Origin of the sequence: Myceligenerans salitolerans (assembly GCF_017349295.1) — a bacterium.
GTDB classification, from domain to species: Bacteria; Actinomycetota; Actinomycetes; order Actinomycetales; family Cellulomonadaceae; genus Myceligenerans; species Myceligenerans salitolerans.
In genome coordinates this window covers 255,589-272,892 of the sequence record NZ_JAFMPK010000047.1, presented here as the reverse complement: position 1 = coordinate 272,892, position 17,304 = coordinate 255,589, and the positions used below count along the sequence as shown (strand labels likewise).

General features: G+C 73.0%; 15 protein-coding genes. 10 read left to right on the top strand and 5 right to left on the bottom strand.

Annotation, left to right across the window (positions count from 1 at the left end):
* The 3 genes from J0911_RS14695 to J0911_RS14685 form a co-directional block, all read right to left on the bottom strand.
* On the bottom strand, positions 1-585 hold a 585-nt coding region (locus tag J0911_RS14695; RefSeq protein WP_307865102.1), incomplete at its 3' end, for a TetR/AcrR family transcriptional regulator.
* A complete protein-coding gene (locus J0911_RS14690; protein ID WP_207276198.1) occupies positions 578-1,438 on the bottom strand; it encodes an alpha/beta fold hydrolase in 861 nt (286 codons plus the stop codon). The genes J0911_RS14695 and J0911_RS14690, both read right to left, overlap by 8 nt.
* 338 nt (positions 1,439-1,776) lie before the next feature.
* Positions 1,777-2,562 (bottom strand): NAD(P)H-dependent oxidoreductase, encoded by a 786-nt coding sequence (locus J0911_RS14685; RefSeq protein WP_207276197.1) that lies wholly within the window; start codon positions 2,560-2,562, stop codon positions 1,777-1,779.
* Between the two features lie 107 nt (positions 2,563-2,669).
* Here J0911_RS14685 and J0911_RS20875 point away from each other — a divergent pair, with 107 nt between their 5' ends.
* The 3 genes from J0911_RS20875 (at position 2,670) to J0911_RS14670 (ending at position 5,079) form a co-directional block, all read left to right on the top strand.
* Positions 2,670-3,173 carry a winged helix-turn-helix transcriptional regulator gene (locus tag J0911_RS20875; protein ID WP_307865101.1) on the top strand — a complete coding sequence of 168 codons (504 nt, stop codon included), beginning with the start codon at positions 2,670-2,672 and terminating at the stop codon, positions 3,171-3,173.
* Positions 3,174-3,403: 230 nt separating this feature from the next.
* The gene (locus tag J0911_RS14675; RefSeq protein ID WP_207276196.1) at positions 3,404-3,790 is read left to right on the top strand and encodes a YciI family protein; all 387 of its coding nucleotides are present in this window, start codon (positions 3,404-3,406) and stop codon (positions 3,788-3,790) included.
* Positions 3,787-5,079, top strand: coding sequence for an RNA polymerase sigma factor (locus J0911_RS14670; RefSeq protein WP_207276195.1), 1,293 nt, complete (start codon positions 3,787-3,789; stop codon positions 5,077-5,079). The genes J0911_RS14675 and J0911_RS14670 overlap by 4 nt, the downstream gene beginning before the upstream one ends.
* Positions 5,080-5,123: 44 nt before the next feature.
* Here the strand turns inward: J0911_RS14670 and J0911_RS14665 are convergent, their stop codons facing one another.
* A complete protein-coding gene (locus tag J0911_RS14665; RefSeq protein ID WP_207276193.1) occupies positions 5,124-6,395 on the bottom strand; it encodes an AI-2E family transporter in 1,272 nt (423 codons plus the stop codon).
* Between the two features lie 128 nt (positions 6,396-6,523).
* On the opposite strand from J0911_RS14665, the gene J0911_RS14660 reads away from it, so the two are divergent.
* The 7 genes from J0911_RS14660 (at position 6,524) to J0911_RS14630 (ending at position 15,972) form a co-directional block, all read left to right on the top strand.
* Entirely contained in the window at positions 6,524-6,934 is a 411-nt protein-coding gene (locus J0911_RS14660) for a Fur family transcriptional regulator (protein ID WP_207276831.1), read from the top strand.
* Between the two features lie 29 nt (positions 6,935-6,963).
* Positions 6,964-9,195: a catalase/peroxidase HPI gene (gene katG, locus J0911_RS14655; protein ID WP_207276192.1), complete on the top strand. Its 2,232-nt coding sequence runs from the start codon at positions 6,964-6,966 to the stop codon at positions 9,193-9,195.
* 211 nt (positions 9,196-9,406) lie between these two features.
* Positions 9,407-10,459: a dimethylargininase gene (ddaH, locus tag J0911_RS14650; RefSeq protein WP_207276191.1), complete on the top strand. Its 1,053-nt coding sequence runs from the start codon at positions 9,407-9,409 to the stop codon at positions 10,457-10,459.
* A complete protein-coding gene (gene ocd, locus J0911_RS14645; RefSeq protein ID WP_207276190.1) occupies positions 10,456-11,496 on the top strand; it encodes an ornithine cyclodeaminase in 1,041 nt (346 codons plus the stop codon). The genes ddaH and ocd overlap by 4 nt, the downstream gene beginning before the upstream one ends.
* Before the next feature lie 739 nt (positions 11,497-12,235).
* Positions 12,236-13,267 carry a hypothetical protein gene (locus J0911_RS14640; RefSeq protein WP_207276189.1) on the top strand — a complete coding sequence of 344 codons (1,032 nt, stop codon included), beginning with the start codon at positions 12,236-12,238 and terminating at the stop codon, positions 13,265-13,267.
* 68 nt (positions 13,268-13,335) lie between these two features.
* Positions 13,336-14,658 (top strand): chromate efflux transporter, encoded by a 1,323-nt coding sequence (chrA, locus tag J0911_RS14635; RefSeq protein WP_207276188.1) that lies wholly within the window; start codon positions 13,336-13,338, stop codon positions 14,656-14,658.
* Between the two features lie 339 nt (positions 14,659-14,997).
* Complete coding sequence (locus J0911_RS14630; RefSeq protein WP_207276187.1) at positions 14,998-15,972, top strand: putative endonuclease domain-containing protein; 975 nt, start codon at positions 14,998-15,000, stop codon at positions 15,970-15,972.
* Between the two features lie 679 nt (positions 15,973-16,651).
* Here J0911_RS14630 and J0911_RS14625 read toward each other — a convergent pair.
* Entirely contained in the window at positions 16,652-17,203 is a 552-nt protein-coding gene (locus tag J0911_RS14625) for a TetR/AcrR family transcriptional regulator (RefSeq protein ID WP_207276186.1), read from the bottom strand.
* Positions 17,204-17,304 lie beyond the last annotated feature (101 nt).

The following is a 17,304-nucleotide window of genomic DNA, read 5'->3' as shown; positions in this document are numbered from 1 at the left end:
TCGGCGCGCCAGGGTTTCCGTGCCTGTCACGAGCATGGTGAGCAGGGTGTCGAAGCTCTGGTCGAGGTCGTGGCGCATCCGGAACCCACCCCCGAGCTCCAGCATCACGAAGCCGTGGACGCTCGCCCGGACGGTGCGGATCGCGTCGATCAGATGCTGGTCGGGAAGGCCGAAGCCCTGGAGCACCGCACCCACGACCCGGACGCTCTCCGCTCCCGCCTGCTCGAGCGGGGCGTCCTCCGGGTCGTCGGGGTCCGCACCGATCTGGGTGGCGGCGTACCGGCCGGGGTGCTCGACGGCGTACCGGCGCCAGGCGTGCGCCAGCGAGCGGAGCGCGTCGGGTCCGGCCCGCCCGACGGTCGCCGTCGTCCCGGCGGCCGTGAGCTCCCGGACGGCGATGACGGCGACCTCGCGCCGCAGCGCGGCCAGGGATCCGACGTGCTTGTAGAGGCTCGGGGGCGCGACGCCGGCCGCGGCGGCGACCTTGGCCAGGGTGAGGTCGGCGAACCCGCGCGGGCCGCCCGTGTCGACGACCTCGCACGCCAGCCGCACCACGGCGGCGTGCGAGAGGCCCGCCCTAGGCACGGTGCCCGCCGCCGGCCGCGGGGCGGGGCGCGCCGCCGGGGAGCCCGGCGAGGAACTCCAGCACGGCGGGGGCGACGACGTCGGGCGCCTGGTGCTGCGGGTAGTGCCCGGTCTCGGGGACGAGCAGCCCGTCCGCCCCGAGCGCGGCCGTCATCCGGTCGAGCTCGGCAGCGGGGTCGGGGTAGTCGGGGTCGAGCGCGCCGACGACGACGAGCGCCGGGGTGGTCACCTCGTCGAGGCGCGCCTCGACGACCGAGTGGTCGAGCGCCACCGCCAGGTGGCGGAACGACCGCAGGTGTCCGGGCCTGCGCATCGCCGCGCGTACGGCGGCCACGTGCTCGGCGTGCCGCGGTGAGCGGCGTCCCTTCGTGATCGACGAGTAGTAGGACGCCCAGGCCGCCGCACCCCACGGCCCGGCGAAGAGCACGCGGTAGAGCACCCGCAGCAGCCGCTGTGCGGCGGGTCCGACCGTCTCGCGCAGGAACGGGCTGACCAGGACCAGGCCGCGGACCAGCTCGGGCCGTTCGGCGGCGGCCCAGACGGCGGCGGACGCGCCCATGGAGTTGCCGAGGAGCACGGCCGGCCCGGCGTCGAGGTGCTCGACCAGCGCGAGGAGGTCCGCGCCGGTCGCGTCGTCGCCGTGTGAGGTGAACGTGGTGTCGGAGTCGCCGTGGCCGCGCAGGTCGGCGACCACGACCCGGTACCCCTCGTCGACGAGTGCGGGAGCGACGTCGTCGTACGTGGAGCGGAGGTCGCCCATGCCGGGGACGGCCACGACCAGCGGGCCGGAGCCGGAGTCGGTGAAGGCGATGGCGCCCTCGGGGCGCTGGAGGAGCCTGGGGGTCATGTCCATAGCTAGTAAGCTACGCCTATTAGCCAGACTCCGCAAGGGGTGCCCGGTGTCGGCGCCGATGCGGTCGGTCGCCTGTCGATGCGGTCGGTCACTTGTCAGTGCGGTCGGCTCCTTGGGGGACCGACCGCATCGACATCGGACCGACCGCTCGACAACCGACCGACCGCACCGACGCCCGACCGACCGCTCGACAGGCGACCGACCACATCGGCGCCGACAGCCGACCGACCGCCCGACAGCCGACCGCCCGCTGAGGGCAGGGAGAGGGAGGGGTGGGTGGGCGTGCGGGGTGATGGGCGTGGCTGATCGGCGTGGCGGGGGTGATCGGTGTGGTGGTCTCAGGTGCTCGATGGCTGTGGCAGGTGGGCCTCGTTGCCCGTCAGGCCCGGGGCGATCTCCGGGCGGAGGGTGTGGTCCGGGCCGTAGTCGCCGCCCGCGAGGGTGCGGTAGGGGATCGGCTCCTCGGTGTCCGCCCCGTGGACGCGCGTGACCAGCCGCTCGACCTCACGCTCGAACTGGCCTTCCGGCCAGTGGTGCACGCTGCTGAGCAGATGGGCGTGGAGCGGCGCGGTTCCGGTGTAGTGGAACGTGCCGTGCAGCAGCGGCCAGAGCACGTCGTCGATGTGCCCGCTGACGCCACGGGGCCCGAGTGCTGCGGTCCGGTCGCCCGCGCTGACGACGGCCAGTCCGCGCCGGCCCGCGAGGCCGCCGTCGCCGTACTTGCGCACGCGTCCCGTGGCGGGATCCACGACACCGAAGGCGAACCCGTTGACCAGTGTCCGGTCGATCCAGCCCTTGAGGATGGCCGGGACGCCGTACCACCACAACGGGAACTGCAGCACGATCAGCTCCGCGGCCCGGATCTTGGCCTGCTCGGCCCGGATGTCGGCCGCGAGACGCCCCTCCTGATGGCCGGTGCGCTGCCAGTCCGAGACCGGAGTACCGGGCCCGGGCGGGTCGCCCAGCAGGTCCGCCGTGCTCAGGACGGGATCGAACCCCATGCGGTACAGGTCCGACTCGACGACGTCGTGCCCGAGCTCCCGCAGCCGCGGCACGACGGCGTCCCGCAGCCGCCCGTTGAGCGAGGCGGGGTCGGGGTGGGAGAGGACCCAGAGGATGCGCACGGCGAGTCTCCTTCACTGGTGGCCGGACGGGGTGACTCCAGCCTGGTCCCGCGCTACCGTGGTGACAAGTACGCACAATTTCGTCCAGTAGTGACCAGATGGATAGCGTGCAGGTCAGAACATACGGGGGAGCGATGACGGCCGAGGCGACGGCGCAAGAGAAGGCTCGGACGACGACGCGGGCGTCCCGGACGGCACCAGCGAGGGCACCGTCCGGGACGCAGGAGCCCGCGGCGCCGGAAGGGCCCGGCGCGAGCGCCGGGCTCCCCGTGCGTGAACCCGTCCGCCGCGCCGCGGAGGCGTGCCCGGTGGAGGTGGCGATCGCGGTCGTCGGTGGCTCGTGGAAGATGACCGTGGTCAAGCACCTGCTCGGCGGCCCGCTGCGGTTCAACGCCCTGAACCGCGCCGTCGGGCCGGTGACGCCCCGCGTCCTGACCCGCCAGCTGCGCGACCTGGAGGCGGACGGCGTCGTGCACCGCGAGGTGTTCCCGGAGGTTCCGCCGCGCGTGGAGTACTCCCTCACCCCCTTGGGGGAGTCCCTCGCCGGGCTTGTCGCCCAGCTCGACACCTGGGGTGGGGCCTACGCGAACCGCCTCGGGCTCGTCCGGTAGCCACCTCGGCGGACGCGCTGCGACGAGGACGGTGTCGCGACGCACCCTGCACGCCACCTCCGCCCCCGGCCTGGAGCCGTCCGTCCGCACCGGAGGTCGCCAGGCACCGGACGGCTGCAGGCCCGTGGAGGGTAATGTCGTCGTAGCTGTCGATCGGGTGGCCGCTCGATCGTCATCACGGTGTCCACGCCGCCGGACGGCGGCTCGACGACACCGGAAGGAACGGAACCATGCGCTACACGATCCTGCTGCACTACCCGGAGATGACGCCCGAGGACACCGGCGCGGAAGGCTGGAGCGAGGGCCTGGCGGCCTTCGACGCGTACGCCAAGGCGCTCGACGGCGCGGGTGTGCTGCTGTCCGCCGAGGTGCTGCAGCCGTCGTCGGCCACCACCACCGTGGCGGTGCGCGACGGCGAGCTGCGGGTCCAGGACGGGCCGTTCGCCGACACGAAGGAGCAGCTCGGCGGCACGTTCGTGATCGACGTGCCGGACCTCGACGCCGCGATCGCCTGGGCGGCCAAGGCGCCGTCCGTCCAGTGGGGGACCGTGGAGGTGCGGCCCTCGGCGACCCACTTCGCGGACGGGGCCTGGACCACCACGGAAGGTCTGGGGTGAGTCCTGCCGCCGGCGAGGCCCGCGCCGCCGCCGACGCGGCGGCGCGGGCCTCGTACGGCCGCCTGCTCGCGCTGCTCGCCGCGCGCGACGGCGACATCGCCCGGGCCGAGGACGCCCTCGCCGACGCCTTCGAACGCGCTCTCGGCACGTGGGCCGAGGACGGCGTGCCCCGCAACCCGGACGGCTGGCTCCTGACCGTGGCCCGCAACCGGCTGCGTGACCTGTACAAGGCGGCGTCGTCCAGGGACGCGCCGTTGCCCGACGGCGGCGGGGAGGCGGGGCGGGGCGCGGGGTTCGCGACCGCGGGAACCAGCTCCGCGCCGTCCGTCACGGAACCCGCCGTCGGCCCCTGGGAGCCTGACCCGGGCGAGATCGGCGACCGCCGGCTCGAGCTGATGTTCGTCTGCGCGCATCCCGCCGTCGAGGCGGGGATCCGCACGCCGCTCATGCTCCAGACCGTGCTGGGCGTGGAGGCCCGCGACATCGCGCGGGCGTTCGCCGTCCCCGCCCCGACCATGGCTCAGCGCCTGGTCCGCGCCAAGCGGCGCATCCGCGACGCCCGCATACCGTTCCGGATCCCCGGCCGCGACGACGTGCCCGGCCGCCTGCCGCCCGTGCTGGAGGCGGTCTACGGCGCCTATGCGATCGACTGGCGTGGCGTCGCGCCCGAGGTCCGTGACTCGCTCACCGGAGAGGCCCTCGTGCTCGCCCTGCTCCTGGCGGACCTGCTGCCCGCCCCCGAGCCGCTCGGGCTCGCCGCCCTGCTGTGCTTCTCGGTGGCGCGGTCCGCGGCGAGAGTGCGCGACGGCGTCCTGGTGCCGCTCGAGGAGCAGGACCCGGCCCTGTGGGACCGGACGTTGATCGCCCGCGGCGAGGCGCTGCTGCGACGCGCGCTCGACGCCGACGACTCTCCCGGCCGCTTCCGGCTCGAGGCCGCGATCCAGTCCGCCCACTGCGCTCGTGCCCGCACCGGTGTGACCGACTGGCCCGCCCTGCTCACCCTGCACCGTGCGCTCGTCACGGTGGCTCCGACCCTCGGCAGCCTCGTGGCCTGCGCGGCGGTGCGGGCCCGCGTCGACGGCCCGGCGGCCGGGCTGGCCGACCTGGAGGCGATCTCGGCGTCCGACCGGGCCGCGGACCGGTTCCAGCCCTGGTGGGCCGTCCGTGCGCACCTGCTCGCCGCGGCAGGGGATCCCGCCGCCCCGGCGGCCTACGGCAAGGCGGTCGCCCTCACGACGGACGCGCCGGCTCGTGCGTTCCTGGAGGCCCGCGGTGCCGCCACCGCGTGAGGCCGGCTCGGCCGGTGGGTGAGCGACCGGGCTTCCACCGGGACTCAGCCCGCCGCCACCCACTTGTCCTCGGGGTCGTTGAACATGTGTGACTCGATCAGCTCGTGGCGTCGCAGGTAGGTGGTCGCCATGGCCTGGATCGTGGCGGCGACCGGCAGTGCCAGGAAAGCGCCCAGGGCGCCGAAGACCGCACCGAACGCCAGCACCACGAGCAGGCTGACGGCGGCGTTCATCTCCAGGGCCCGCTCGGACAGCATCGGTGCCAGCCAGAGGTTCTCCACCTGCTGGTAGGCGACGACGAACACGAGCACCGCCCCGGCCTGCCACAGCCCCTGCCCCGTCAGCGCCACCATGACGGGCAGCGCACCGCCGAGGTAGGCGCCGATGGTCGGGACGAACTGTGAGACCACGCCGACGAACACGGCGAGGGGAATCGCGTACGGCGTGCGCAGGATCAGCAGGAAGGCGCAGGTCACGACGGTGGAGATGAGGGCGAGCACGAGCCGGGTGTCGATGTAGTCGGACACCTTGCGCTGCACCACGCCCCACAGGTGCAGCACCTCGTCCTGGTGGTCCGGAGGCACCCAGCGGCACACGGCCCGGCGGAACCGTGGCCCGGCGGCGAGCAGGTAGTACGCGACCAGCAGGATCGTGATCGACCAGAAGAGCCCGCTGAGCAGGGCGCTGCCGACGACGAGCGCGCTCGCGGCGAGGTCGCTGCCGAACTGGTCGAGGCCCTCGCCGACCAGTTCCTCCGGCTCGGGCAGCGGAAGGTCCACGAACCCGAGGACGAAGCTGCGCAGCGTGCCGTAGTACTCGGGCAGGGTCCTGCCCAGCTCGACGACCTGCTGCACGAACAGGTTCCCGAAAAGCGCCATCACCGCGACGATCGCGGCGAGGGAGCCGAGCAGCGTGACCGCCGCCGCGGCCGGGCGTCTCCAGCCGCGGCGCACCAGCCACACCGTCGCGGGCTCGAGCGCGAGCGACAGGAAGAACGCGATGAGGATCGCCACCCACAGGCTCTTGAGCGCCCCGAGCGCGTTCCACGCGAAGATTCCCACGAACACCGCCACGATCCCCAGGGCCAGGGCGCGCGGCAGCCATCGCGGCGGGTGCTTGGACCCGGCGGTCCCGGGCGCGGTGTCGTCCTGCGCGTCGTCCGGCGCGGCGCTGTCCGGCGCGGCGCTGTCCGGCACGGTCCCGTCCTTGCCGGCCCCGTCCGGACGTTCGTGGCCGTCGGCGGTCGCGGTGGCGGACGGCCCGACGGCGTGCCGGGCGCCGTCGGCGCCTTCGCTGAGGGTGGAGCTGGCGGTCATGGGCCGACACCGTAGCGGGAATACGCGACATGAGGGAAAAAAGTCCGCCCGCCGCCACCGTCGCGTGCTCTTGTTTTGACTCATTCAAGAAAACAGGTGAGACTGGTGTCGTGAGCACGACCGAGGGGATGCAGCAGCGGCTGCGCGAGGCGGGTCTGCGCGTGACTCGTCCGCGCGTGGCGGTGCTGGCTGCCGTGGCCGGTCATCCGCATGCCGACGCCGGCGAGTTGCTGGCTGCGGCACGCGAGAACCTGCCCGAGGTGTCCCACCAGGCCGTCTACGACTCGCTGCACACGCTGACCGCCGCCGGGCTGGTGCGCTGCATCCAGCCGTCCGGCGCCACGGCCAGGTACGAGACGCGGGTCGGGGACAACCATCACCACCTGGTGTGCCGGAACTGCGGTGCGATCGTCGACGTCGACTGCGAGTTCGGCGAGGCGCCGTGCCTTCTCCCACCCGACGATCACGGCTACACCGTGGACGAGGCCGAGATCGTCTACTGGGGGCTGTGCCCCGAGTGCCGTGCCACGACCGAATGAGCGGTTTCTTGTACCTGGAAGGAAGTCCCATGTCAGAGAGCACGGCTGAAGCCACGCCGGTGGCCCCGACGGACAGCACGCCCGCGGCGGCGGAGGAGAACACCGCGGGCAAGTGCCCCGTGGCGCACGGCGGACGCGTGCACCCCACGCGCGGCGACGCCAACACGGAGTGGTGGCCGAACCGGCTGAACCTCAAGATCCTGGCGAAGCACACCGCCGAGCGGGACCCGCTGGATCCGGACTTCGACTACAAGGCCGCCTTCGAGGCCCTCGACCTGGATGCGGTCAAGGCGGACCTGGCGGCCGTCATGACGGACTCCAAGGACTGGTGGCCGGCCGACCACGGGCACTACGGCGGCCTGATGATCCGTATGGCGTGGCACTCCGCGGGCACCTACCGCTCGCACGACGGCCGCGGTGGCGGTGGCGCCGGCCAGCAGCGGTTCGCCCCGCTGAACTCCTGGCCCGACAACGGCAACCTGGACAAGGCGCGCCGCCTCCTGTGGCCGGTGAAGAAGAAGTACGGCCAGGCGATCTCCTGGGCCGACCTGATGATCCTCGCGGGCAACGTGGCGCTGGAGTCGATGGGCTTCAAGACCTTCGGCTTCGCGGGCGGCCGCCCCGACGTGTGGGAGGCCGACGACGACGTCTACTGGGGCCCGGAGAAGGTCTGGCTGGACGACGAGCGCTACACGGGCGACCGTGAGCTGGAGGCGCCGCTCGCTGCCGTCCAGATGGGCCTCATCTACGTCAACCCGGAGGGTCCGAACGGCAACGGGGACCCGATCGCCGCGGCTCGCGACATCCGTGAGACGTTCCGCCGCATGGGCATGAACGACGAGGAGACGGTGGCGCTCATCGCGGGCGGTCACTCCTTCGGCAAGACGCACGGCGCCCACCCGGACGACCAGCTCGGCCCCGACCCGGAGGCCGCCCCGTTGGAGGCCCAGGGCTTCGGCTGGAAGAACGGCCACGGCACCGGCGTCCTCGAGGACGCGCTGACCTCCGGCCTCGAGGTCACCTGGACGCAGACCCCGGCGCAGTGGAGCAACTACTTCTTCGAGAACCTCTTCGCGTACGAGTGGGAGCAGACGACGTCCCCGGCCGGAGCGATCCAGTGGGTCGCCAAGGACGCCGAGGCCGTCATCCCCGCGCCGAACGAGGGCGGCGCGAGGCGCCTGCCGACCATGCTCACCACCGACCTGTCGCTCCGGATGGACCCCGCCTACGAGGCGATCTCCCGGCGCTTCCTGGCCGACCCGGACGCCTTCGCGGACGCGTTCGCCCGTGCCTGGTTCAAGCTGACGCACCGCGACATGGGCCCGAAGGCTCGCTACCTCGGCCCCGAGGTCCCGGCCGAGGACCTCAGCTGGCAGGACCCGCTGCCGGCCGCGCCCGAGCGGACGATCGGCGACGCCGAGACCGCCGTGCTCAAGCAGAGGATCGCGGACTCCGGCCTGACCGTGAACCAGCTCGTCTCGACCGCGTGGAAGGCGGCGGCCACCCACCGCACGTCGGACAAGCGCGGCGGCGCGAACGGTGGTCGCATCCGCCTGGCGCCGCAGAAGGACTGGAAGGTCAACCGGCCCGAGGAGCTCGCACCGGTCATCTCGAAGCTCGAGGAGATCACCGCCGAGTTCAACGCGACCAGCGGCGTGCCGGTCTCGTTCGCCGACGTGCTCGTCCTCGCCGGTGGCGTCGGTGTGGAGCGCGCTGCCCGGGCAGCAGGTGTCGACGTCGAGGTGGGCTTCACGCCGGGCCGCGTGGACGCCACTCAGGAGCAGACCGACGCGGAGAACTTCGACTGGCTGGAGCCGGTGGCCGACGGGTTCCGCAACTACGACAGCGGCTTCCTCAAGCTGCCCAGCGAGTACCTGCTCATCGACCGCGCCAACCTGTTGGGCCTCACCGCCCCGGAGATGACGGTGCTGGTCGGCGGCCTGCGCGTGCTGGGCAACAACTGGGACGGGTCGAACCTCGGCGTCCTGACCGAGGCCCCCGGCACCCTGACGAACGACTTCTTCGTCAACCTGCTCGAGCTCGGCATCGAGTGGAAGCCGGACGCCGAGGAGAAGACGTTCGCCTCCGGCGACGGCCGCTGGACGGCCTCCCGCGTCGACCTCGTGTTCGGCTCGAACTCGGAGCTGCGCGCCCTGGCCGAGGTGTACGCCTCGGACGACGCCAAGGAGAAGTTCGTCCGCGACTTCGCCGCCGCCTGGCAGAAGGTCATGGAACTGGACCGTTTCGACCTGGCGAAGTAAGAGGTCGCGCCGCACCTGATGCGGTCGGTCCGATGTCGGGTGGTCGGTCCGATGTCCGTGCGGTCGGTCCCTCGAGGGACCGACCGCATGGCGCCGGACCCACAGCGGCCGCGATGTGTTCAGCCGTTACCGCAATCTCTGAAGAAATTCCTGGTCAGGACGCAACGAAACACCCCCGTCGTGCAACGCCGTGGTCGGTAGCGTCGCCGCCATGACGCACACAGTCACGCGCCGTGCCGCGAACCGGCACTTCCTCATGTGCCCGCCGGAGCACTTCGACGTCGTCTACGCCATCAACCCCTGGATGGACACGAGCGTCCCCGTCGACACCGCACGGGCCCTGGCCCAGTGGGAGACCCTCAAACGGGCCTACGAGACCCGCGGCCACACCGTCGACGTGATCGACCCCGAGCCCGGACTGCCCGACATGGTGTACGCCGCCAACGGCGGCATCGTCGTCGGCGGACAGGCGCTCGCCGCACGCTTCACCTACCCCGAGCGGGCCAAGGAAGGCCCCGCCTACGACGCCTGGTTCACCGGCCCCGCCGCCCTCGGGCGCGGCATCACCTCCGCCGGGCAGTCGGGGGAGACCCAGGAGGGTGAGGGCGACCTGCTGCTCGTCGGCGACACGCTCCTCGCCGGACACGGCTTCCGCACCACCCGCGCCGCCCACGACGAGGCTGCCCGCCGTCTCGGGCTCGCCGAGCAGGGGATCGACGTCGTTCCTCTCGAGCTCGTCGACCCCCGCTACTACCACCTCGACACCGCCCTGGCCGTGCTCGACACCGGCGAGACCGGCAACCCGCCGCTCGTCGCCTACCTGCCCGGCGCGTTCACCGCGGAGTCCCGCGCCACGCTCGAGCGGCTCTACCCCGACGCCATCCTCGCGTCCGACGACGACGCCGCCGTCCTCGGCCTCAACGTCGTCTCCGACGGCCGCTGCGTCTTCCTCACCGACCGCGCCGGACGCCTCGCCGACGACATCGCCGCGGCCGGCTTCGACGTCGTCCCCGTCGACCTGTCCGAGCTGTTCAAGGGCGGCGGCTCCGTCAAGTGCTGCACCCTCGAACTGCGGCCCGACGCCGCGACCGCCGCGCACGGCACGGCCGGCACCGTCGACCACGCCGACGACCGTGTCGCGGCGCCTGCCATGCCCGCCGTGCCCGCCGCCGACCGTGTCGCCGCGCCCGCCACCGATCCGGCCGTCGTCCTGGCCATGGCGGCGGAGCCGGCACCCTCCCTCCACCCGAAGGAGTCCGCATGACCACCGTCCCCTTCCTCGACGTCGCCGGCGCCGCGCGCTGGGCAGCCCGCCGCGGACCGGAGACCGTCATCGCCGGTCTCACCGACGCGATGGACCGCGACTTCGCCCGCTGGCCCGAACTCGACAAGCGCCCCCGCATCGCCACCCACTCGGCCGAGGGCGTCATCGAGCTCATGCCCACCGCCGACGCCGAGACCTACGGCTTCAAACTCGTCAACGGCCACCCCGCCAACCCCGCCCGCGGCTTCCAGACCGTCACCGCCGTGGGCATGCTCGCCCGCGTCGACAACGGCTACCCGTCCTTCCTCGCCGAGATGACACTGCTGACCGGGCTGCGCACGGCCGCGGCCTCGGCGCTCGCGGCGAGGTACCTGGCGCGCCGTGGCTCGCGGGTCATGGCGATGATCGGCGCGGGTTCCCAGGCCGAGTTCCAAGCCCTTGGCATGCGAGCGGAACTGGGCATCGAGACCTTGCGGGTGTTCGACGTCGACCCCGCGGCGTCGGAGAAGCTCGCGCGGCACGCGAAGGCCCTCGGGTTCGACGTCGTGATCGCGTCGGACCCGGCCGACGCCGCGCGCGGGGCCGACGTCGTGACCACGTGCACGGCGGACAAGCGCAACGCGGTGGTGCTGTCCGACGCCGCCCTGCGCGAGGGCGCGAATCCTGGCGTCCTCGTCAACGCGATCGGCGGCGACTGCCCCGGCAAGACGGAGCTGGAGCCGGCCACGATCGCACGGGCGAGCGTCTTCGTGGAGCACACGGAGCAGACCCGCATCGAGGGCGAGATCCAGAAACAGGCACCGGACTTCCCGGTCACGGAGCTGTGGGAGGTCGTCACCGGTGTGAAGCCGGGCCGCCGCTCGGACGACGAACTGGTGGTCTGGGACTCGGTCGGCTTCGCGGTGGAGGACTGGACCACCCTGAAGTTCGTCGCGGCCGACGTCGCCGCCGCGGCCCCGGAACTCCTGGCGCACCTGGACCTCATCGCGGAGCCGGCGGACCCGAAGGACCTCTTCTCCCTTCTCCAGGAGGACTGACCGCCCGGCTGGCTGCCGACTGACCGCCGGCCGACCGCCGGCTGACTGCCCGGCTGACCGTCGGCCGACCGGCTGGCTGACCGACCGGCTGGCTGCCTGCTGACTGCCCGGCTGACCGCCGGCTGACTGCCTGGCTGACCGCTTGGCTGGCTGCCGGCCGACCGCCTGGTCCCGGTGGTTCCGCGGCCCGGGTGGTCGTAGGCGGGCCGCGGCGGGCCAGCCGGGGCGGCATCGGGTCGCGACCACGCCATGAAGTCGCGACCACGCCATGAACGGGGGCTGGTAGCGCAAACATCGCCCAGAATCGCGTGGTCGGCATCGACAGCGGCTTGATCGGGCAGAGACCACGTCACGGTGCGCCGCGCGACACGGCGCACCGTGACGTGGTTGTCCTCGTCGGAGCCTCCGCATCGGGAGGTCGGGAGGTCGGGAGGTCGTCGGGAGGCGGGTGTCGCGGGGCCGGCCCCGCCGGGAGGCCGTGAGCCGGCGCACCGGAGCGCGGGAAGGGGCGTATCTGCAGGTGGGAGCGCCGGCCGGGTTCCGAGAAAGCGCCCGGCGGAGCAGTGGCTGCGGGCGGGAACAGTGGGCACAGGGACCCTTGTCGTCGCTGACGCCGGATGGAATATTCACCCGATGGTCCGTTGCGTGCCGTCGGGCGGCTACCGGCGGCACGGACTATGGCTCCTGGCCGGCGACGTCGCCGGCTCGCACTCGCTCCGACGACCCCTGGGGGACCTCGATGCACCGTGCCCTGACCGCCACCCTCTCCGCTCTCGCCGCCGGCACCCTCCTGGTGCCCGCGGCGCTGAGCGCGCCCGCCGCGACGGCCCTGTCCCTCACGACGGGGCCGCCCGCGATCGCCGAGCCGTCCGCCACCGACCTCGCCACCGCCACCGACCTCGCCCGCCGCTGGGCGCCCATCCACCACCAGGACGTCGACCAGACCGGCTCGCACGCCCTGGGCGGACGCAGCGACTACATCACGCGCGTCGACTTCGACGGTGACTGGAACGGCACCAACAACTGGGACAACACCGGTTCGGGATCGCTGGACGCGTACGCCTACTGGTCCTCGGTGGAGACCGAGACCCACTGGTTCCTCGTCTACATGTTCTTCCACCCACGCGACTGGACCGACTCGTTCTTCGACACCGAGCACGAGAACGACGCCGAGGGCGTCCTGTTCGCCGTGGAGAAGGACGGCTCGCAGTACGGCACGCTGCGGGCGGCGGTCACCGTGGCGCACACCGACTTCTACTCCTACGTGCCCGCGGGCAGCACCTGGTCCGCCGGCGGGGAGACCGTCGACGGCACCCTCCCGATGGCGACGAACCCGCACGACGGCGCCTCCCACCCCGTCACCGCACAGGAGGCCAAGGGACACGGGCTCAAGGCCCGGGGCGGGTACGACATCGTCGGCGACGGCGTCGTCTACCACCCGGCCGCCACCGGTGAGACGCCCGAGCACCCCGACGACCGCGACGTGCGCTACGGCCTCATCGACATCTTCGAGCCCGGCGGCCTGTGGGACCGCCGCGACGGCGCACCGTTCGCGAGCTGGGGCACGTTCGCCGGCAACGCGTCGGGCGGCTGCGGTGACTGGGCGATCGGCTGCTCCACCAACGCGGCCAACACCCCCTGGGGCTGGGACGACGGCGACGACGTGCCCGGCCGCGGCCAACTCGCCACCGACCCGGCCCGCGTGATGGCGGAGTACTTCACCATCCCGGGTGACTACTCCCGCACCTACATCAGCAACCGCTACCGCTGACGACCCAGGGGAGTCCGGTGGCGGGACCTGACCGGTCCGCCACCGGAGTCCCGGCTAGGTTGACCACCATGGATTCCGACCGCGACCCCGGTCCTGGCCGCGACCCCGGTCCTGGCCGCGACCCCGGCCCCCACCCCGGTTCCGGCGACGTCCCCGGCTCCAGGCGAGACCACGACCGTCCCGGAAGCGTGCTCGAGGTGCTGGCCGTGTTCACACGGCTCGGCCTCACCTCCTTCGGCGGACCCGTCGCCCACCTGGGGTACTTCCGCGAGTCGTTCGTCACCCGGCGCGCCTGGCTCACCGAACGCGCCTACGCCGACCTCGTCGCTTTCTGCCAGTTCCTGCCCGGCCCGGCGTCCAGCCAGGTCGGGATGGCGATCGGCTGGCGTCGGGCCGGGGTCGGCGGCCTGCTCGCGGCCTGGGCGGGGTTCACCCTGCCGTCGGCGCTGCTGCTGCTCGCGTTCGCGTACGGCGTCGACGCGGTGGGCGACCTGTCCGGCGCCGGATGGATCACCGGGCTCAAGGCGGCGGCGGTCGCCGTCGTCGCGCAGGCGGTGCTGGGCATGGCGCGCACCCTGGCGAACACGCGTGCCACCGCGACGATCGCGGGCGGCGCCGTCGTGCTCCTGCTCCTGGCGCCTGCCACCGGCCTGCCGCTCGCGCCGGTCCAGATCGGCGTGATCGTCGCCGCCGGGCTGGCAGGACTGTGGTGGGTGGCGCCGTCGTCGTCCGGCACCACGGACGACGACGGCGGCCGGCTGGCCGCTCCCGTCCGCACCCGCACGGCGGTCATGTCCCTGGTGGCCTTCGCCCTGCTGCTCGCCGGTCTGCCGCTGCTGGCGGCCGTCACGGGCGGCGGAACCGCCGGGCTCGCCGACATGTTCTACCGCGCCGGATCCCTGGTGTTCGGCGGTGGGCACGTCGTCCTGCCGCTGCTGCAGGCCGAGACCGCGGGCACCGTGACCGACGACCAGTTTCTCGCGGGCTACGGCGCCGCACAGGCCGTACCGGGACCTTTGTTCACCTTCTCCGCCTACCTCGGCGCACTGTCCACCGCGGGGCCGGGTGGCGCGCTCGGTGCGACGATCGCGCTGGTGGCGGTGTTCCTCCCGTCGGCGTTGCTGGTCACCGGCGCCCTGCCGTTCTGGGACCGCCTGCGCCGGGCCCGCGGCGCACAGCGAGCCATGGCGGGCGTCAACGCGGGCGTCGTCGGCCTGCTGGCGGCGGCGTTCTACGACCCGGTGCTCACCCAGGGCGTCCTGGCGGCGGGGAACCCCGCGTGGGCCCTGGCGCTGACGGTCGCGGCATATGTCGCGCTGACAACCTGGAAGGCTCCGCCCTGGCTGGTCGTCCCGGCCGCTGCGGCCGCAGGCGCCCTCGTCCTGCGCTGACCCCGCTCCTGACGCCGGTCGGTCCCGTGGCGCTGCCTCCGCCCCGCGGCGCTGCCTCTGTCCCGCGGCGCTGCCTCTGCTCTGCGGTGCCGCCTCCGCCCCGCGGCGCCGACTCCGCGCCGTAGCCACCTGGATCGACCTCGCCATGGCGGTGATCCCGCAATGGCGGCGGGTGATCCCGCTATGAGGCGGGCGATCCCGCCATGGGGCGGACGACCACGTCATCTCGTGGGGTTGGAATCGCTCCCACGGCACAAAGTGGCGTGGTCGCGGGCCGGTGCCCGCGGAAGGGCTGTGGACAAGCAGCGGCGAGGGGGCGGGAGTGGTGTGGTGGGGGAGGTGACGGTCGAGAAGAAGGTCCCGGGGGTTCTGGAGGACGTCGCGCGCCGGCAGGCTGGGCTCGTGAACATCGCGCAGTGCGAGCGGGCCGGGTTGGGCGTCGATGTGCGGCGTCGGCTCGTCGGGTCGGGGACGTGGTCGCGGCTCGCGCAGGGGGTCTTCGACACATCGGTCACGGACCCGGCGCTGCACTCGTTCGACGTCGCCCGCCACCGCATCGCCTGGAAAGGGCTGCTCGCGGTGCGAGGCTCCGCGGCGGTGAGCCTCTCCGCACTCGCTCTCCTGGGAGCGCAAGGCCTGCCGCGGACCTTCGACGCCGAGGTCTCGCTGCCGGGCGGGGTGCATCGGCGCAGCCGCAACGGCGTCGTCGTACGACAGTACGAGTTCGCGATGTCGACTCGCCTCATCGGTGACGCTCGGGTGGTGACCCCCGACTGGGCGCTGGCCCAGGCGCTGCCCCGGCTCGACCGACATACCGCGGTCGCGGTGATGGACTCGCTCCGCCATCAGGCGATTCTCGACGACGCCGGATTCGCGCGCGCCCGCGAACTGGCCAGAGGTCGGCGCGGGATGGCATCACGCCACGAGTGGTTCGGGGACTCCGACGCGCGCGCCGAGTCCCCGCCGGAGAGCCACGCCCGCATCGTCTGCGCCGATGCCGGCCTGCGACCCGACGACCTGCAGCGCGATGTCGTCTCGGACGACGGTGAGTTCCTCGGGCGCGGCGACCTGCTCTGGTACCTGGGCGGCGGCCGGTGGCTCGTCGTCGAGATCGACGGCGCGCGCTACCACACCGGCGAGGACGCGATGCGCCGGGACAACCTCCGCCAGAACCGGATGATCGGCGACGGCCGGATCACGATGCTGCGCTTCTTCCCGGACGACCTCCGCAGCGTCCGCCACGTCACGTCACGGATCGCCGCCATCCTCCGCCAGGAGTCCTGGCGCCCGAATCGCCCGCTCCCCGCGCGCTGACGACCACGCCAATCCGTGACGACCACCTCAATCTAAGGCGGCCGCACCGTCTCGCGCCGACCGCGTCGATCTGTCATGCTCGCGCCGTCTTGTGGCAACCGCGTGGCGACCGCGTCGTCATGTGGCGACCCGTCGCTGGCGTCCGCGCCGGTCTATGGCGACCGCACCGTTTCGTGGCGACCACGCCATCGTGTGGCGACCACGTCAATTTTGGCCGTGGGAGCGATCCCAACTCCACGATATGGCGTGGTCGCCACACGATGGCGTGGTCGCCAGCGGCGGGTTGGCGGGTCGGCGGGGTCGACGGCGGCCCGTCGTCATCCCTCGGTCTCCTCCTCGGTCGTCGGCGACCGGCAGGCGGGTCGACGCGTGACCGGTCGTCGGTCGCCAGCCCCATCGGCCGTCGGCCAGCGCTCGGCTCTCGGCCCCCAGCTATCGGTCGTCGGCCCTCAGCTTTCGGCCGCCAGCTTTCGGCCGCCAGCTCTCGGTCGTCGGCCGCCAGCCTTCGGCTCTCGGTCGTCGGCCGGGCCGCCGATCCTCGGCGACCAGCGCCGGCCCTCGACCGCCAGCCCTCGGTGACCGCCGCCAGTCCTCGGTCGCCAGTCCTCGGCCGCCAGTCCTCTGTGACCGGCGCCGGCCCTCGGTGACCGGCGCCGGGCGGGTCGCCGGCTCGCGGCCGTCAGCTCGTCAGCGCTGCGTGGGCCATCCGGGTCAGCAGCGCGCGCATCGTCGCGCGGCTGAGACGCGCCGAGTGCGGGGTCGAGTTCAGCAGCCCGAACGCCGCCTGAACCGCAGCCCGTGCCTGCGCCGGCGTGAGGTCGGGGCGGTGCGGACGCAGCGCCCGGGTCCACACGTCGATGTAGGCCAGCTGGCGCTCGCGGACCTGGGCGCGGGCCTGCTCACCGAGGGAGCCCCACTCGCGTTCCTGGATCACGATGAGTGAGGGCTGGGACAGCGCGAAGTCGGTGTGGAACGCGATCAGTGCACCCAGGGCATCGGCCGAAGGCGTCTCCGGCGCCGCCGTCAGCGCACGTGCCCCCTCCAGCAGTCGCTCCGACGCGTGCAGCAGGCACTGCCCGAGGATGTCCTCCTTGCCGGAGAAGTGCTTGTACAGGGCCGGCCCGGAGATGCCGACGGCGGCCCCGATGTCGCCGACGCTCACCCCATGGAACCCGCGGGCGGCGAACAGGTCGGCCGCGGTGTCCAGGATCTGCCGGCGCCGGGGTGTCACGGCGGCAGTCTAAGCCGCCGGACCGCCGAACGGTTAACGGTCGTTAACGCGAACCGTCGGCCGTTGCCAACGCCGAACGGTCGGCCGTTGCCAACACCGAA

Bases quoted from the DNA above. Each gene is read 5' to 3' on its own strand.
- chrA (WP_207276188.1), top strand. From the start codon at position 13,336: ATGGATTCCGACCGCGACCCCGGTCCTGGCCGCGACCCCGGTCCTGGC.
- ocd (WP_207276190.1), top strand. From the start codon at position 10,456: ATGACCACCGTCCCCTTCCTCGACGTCGCCGGCGCCGCGCGCTGGGCA.
- J0911_RS14675 (WP_207276196.1), top strand. From the start codon at position 3,404: ATGCGCTACACGATCCTGCTGCACTACCCGGAGATGACGCCCGAGGAC.
- katG (WP_207276192.1), top strand. From the start codon at position 6,964: ATGTCAGAGAGCACGGCTGAAGCCACGCCGGTGGCCCCGACGGACAGC.
- J0911_RS14640 (WP_207276189.1), top strand. From the start codon at position 12,236: ATGCACCGTGCCCTGACCGCCACCCTCTCCGCTCTCGCCGCCGGCACC.
- J0911_RS14660 (WP_207276831.1), top strand. From the start codon at position 6,524: ATGCAGCAGCGGCTGCGCGAGGCGGGTCTGCGCGTGACTCGTCCGCGC.
- ddaH (WP_207276191.1), top strand. From the start codon at position 9,407: ATGACGCACACAGTCACGCGCCGTGCCGCGAACCGGCACTTCCTCATG.
- J0911_RS14665 (WP_207276193.1), bottom strand. From the start codon at position 6,395: ATGACCGCCAGCTCCACCCTCAGCGAAGGCGCCGACGGCGCCCGGCAC.
- J0911_RS14690 (WP_207276198.1), bottom strand. From the start codon at position 1,438: ATGGACATGACCCCCAGGCTCCTCCAGCGCCCCGAGGGCGCCATCGCC.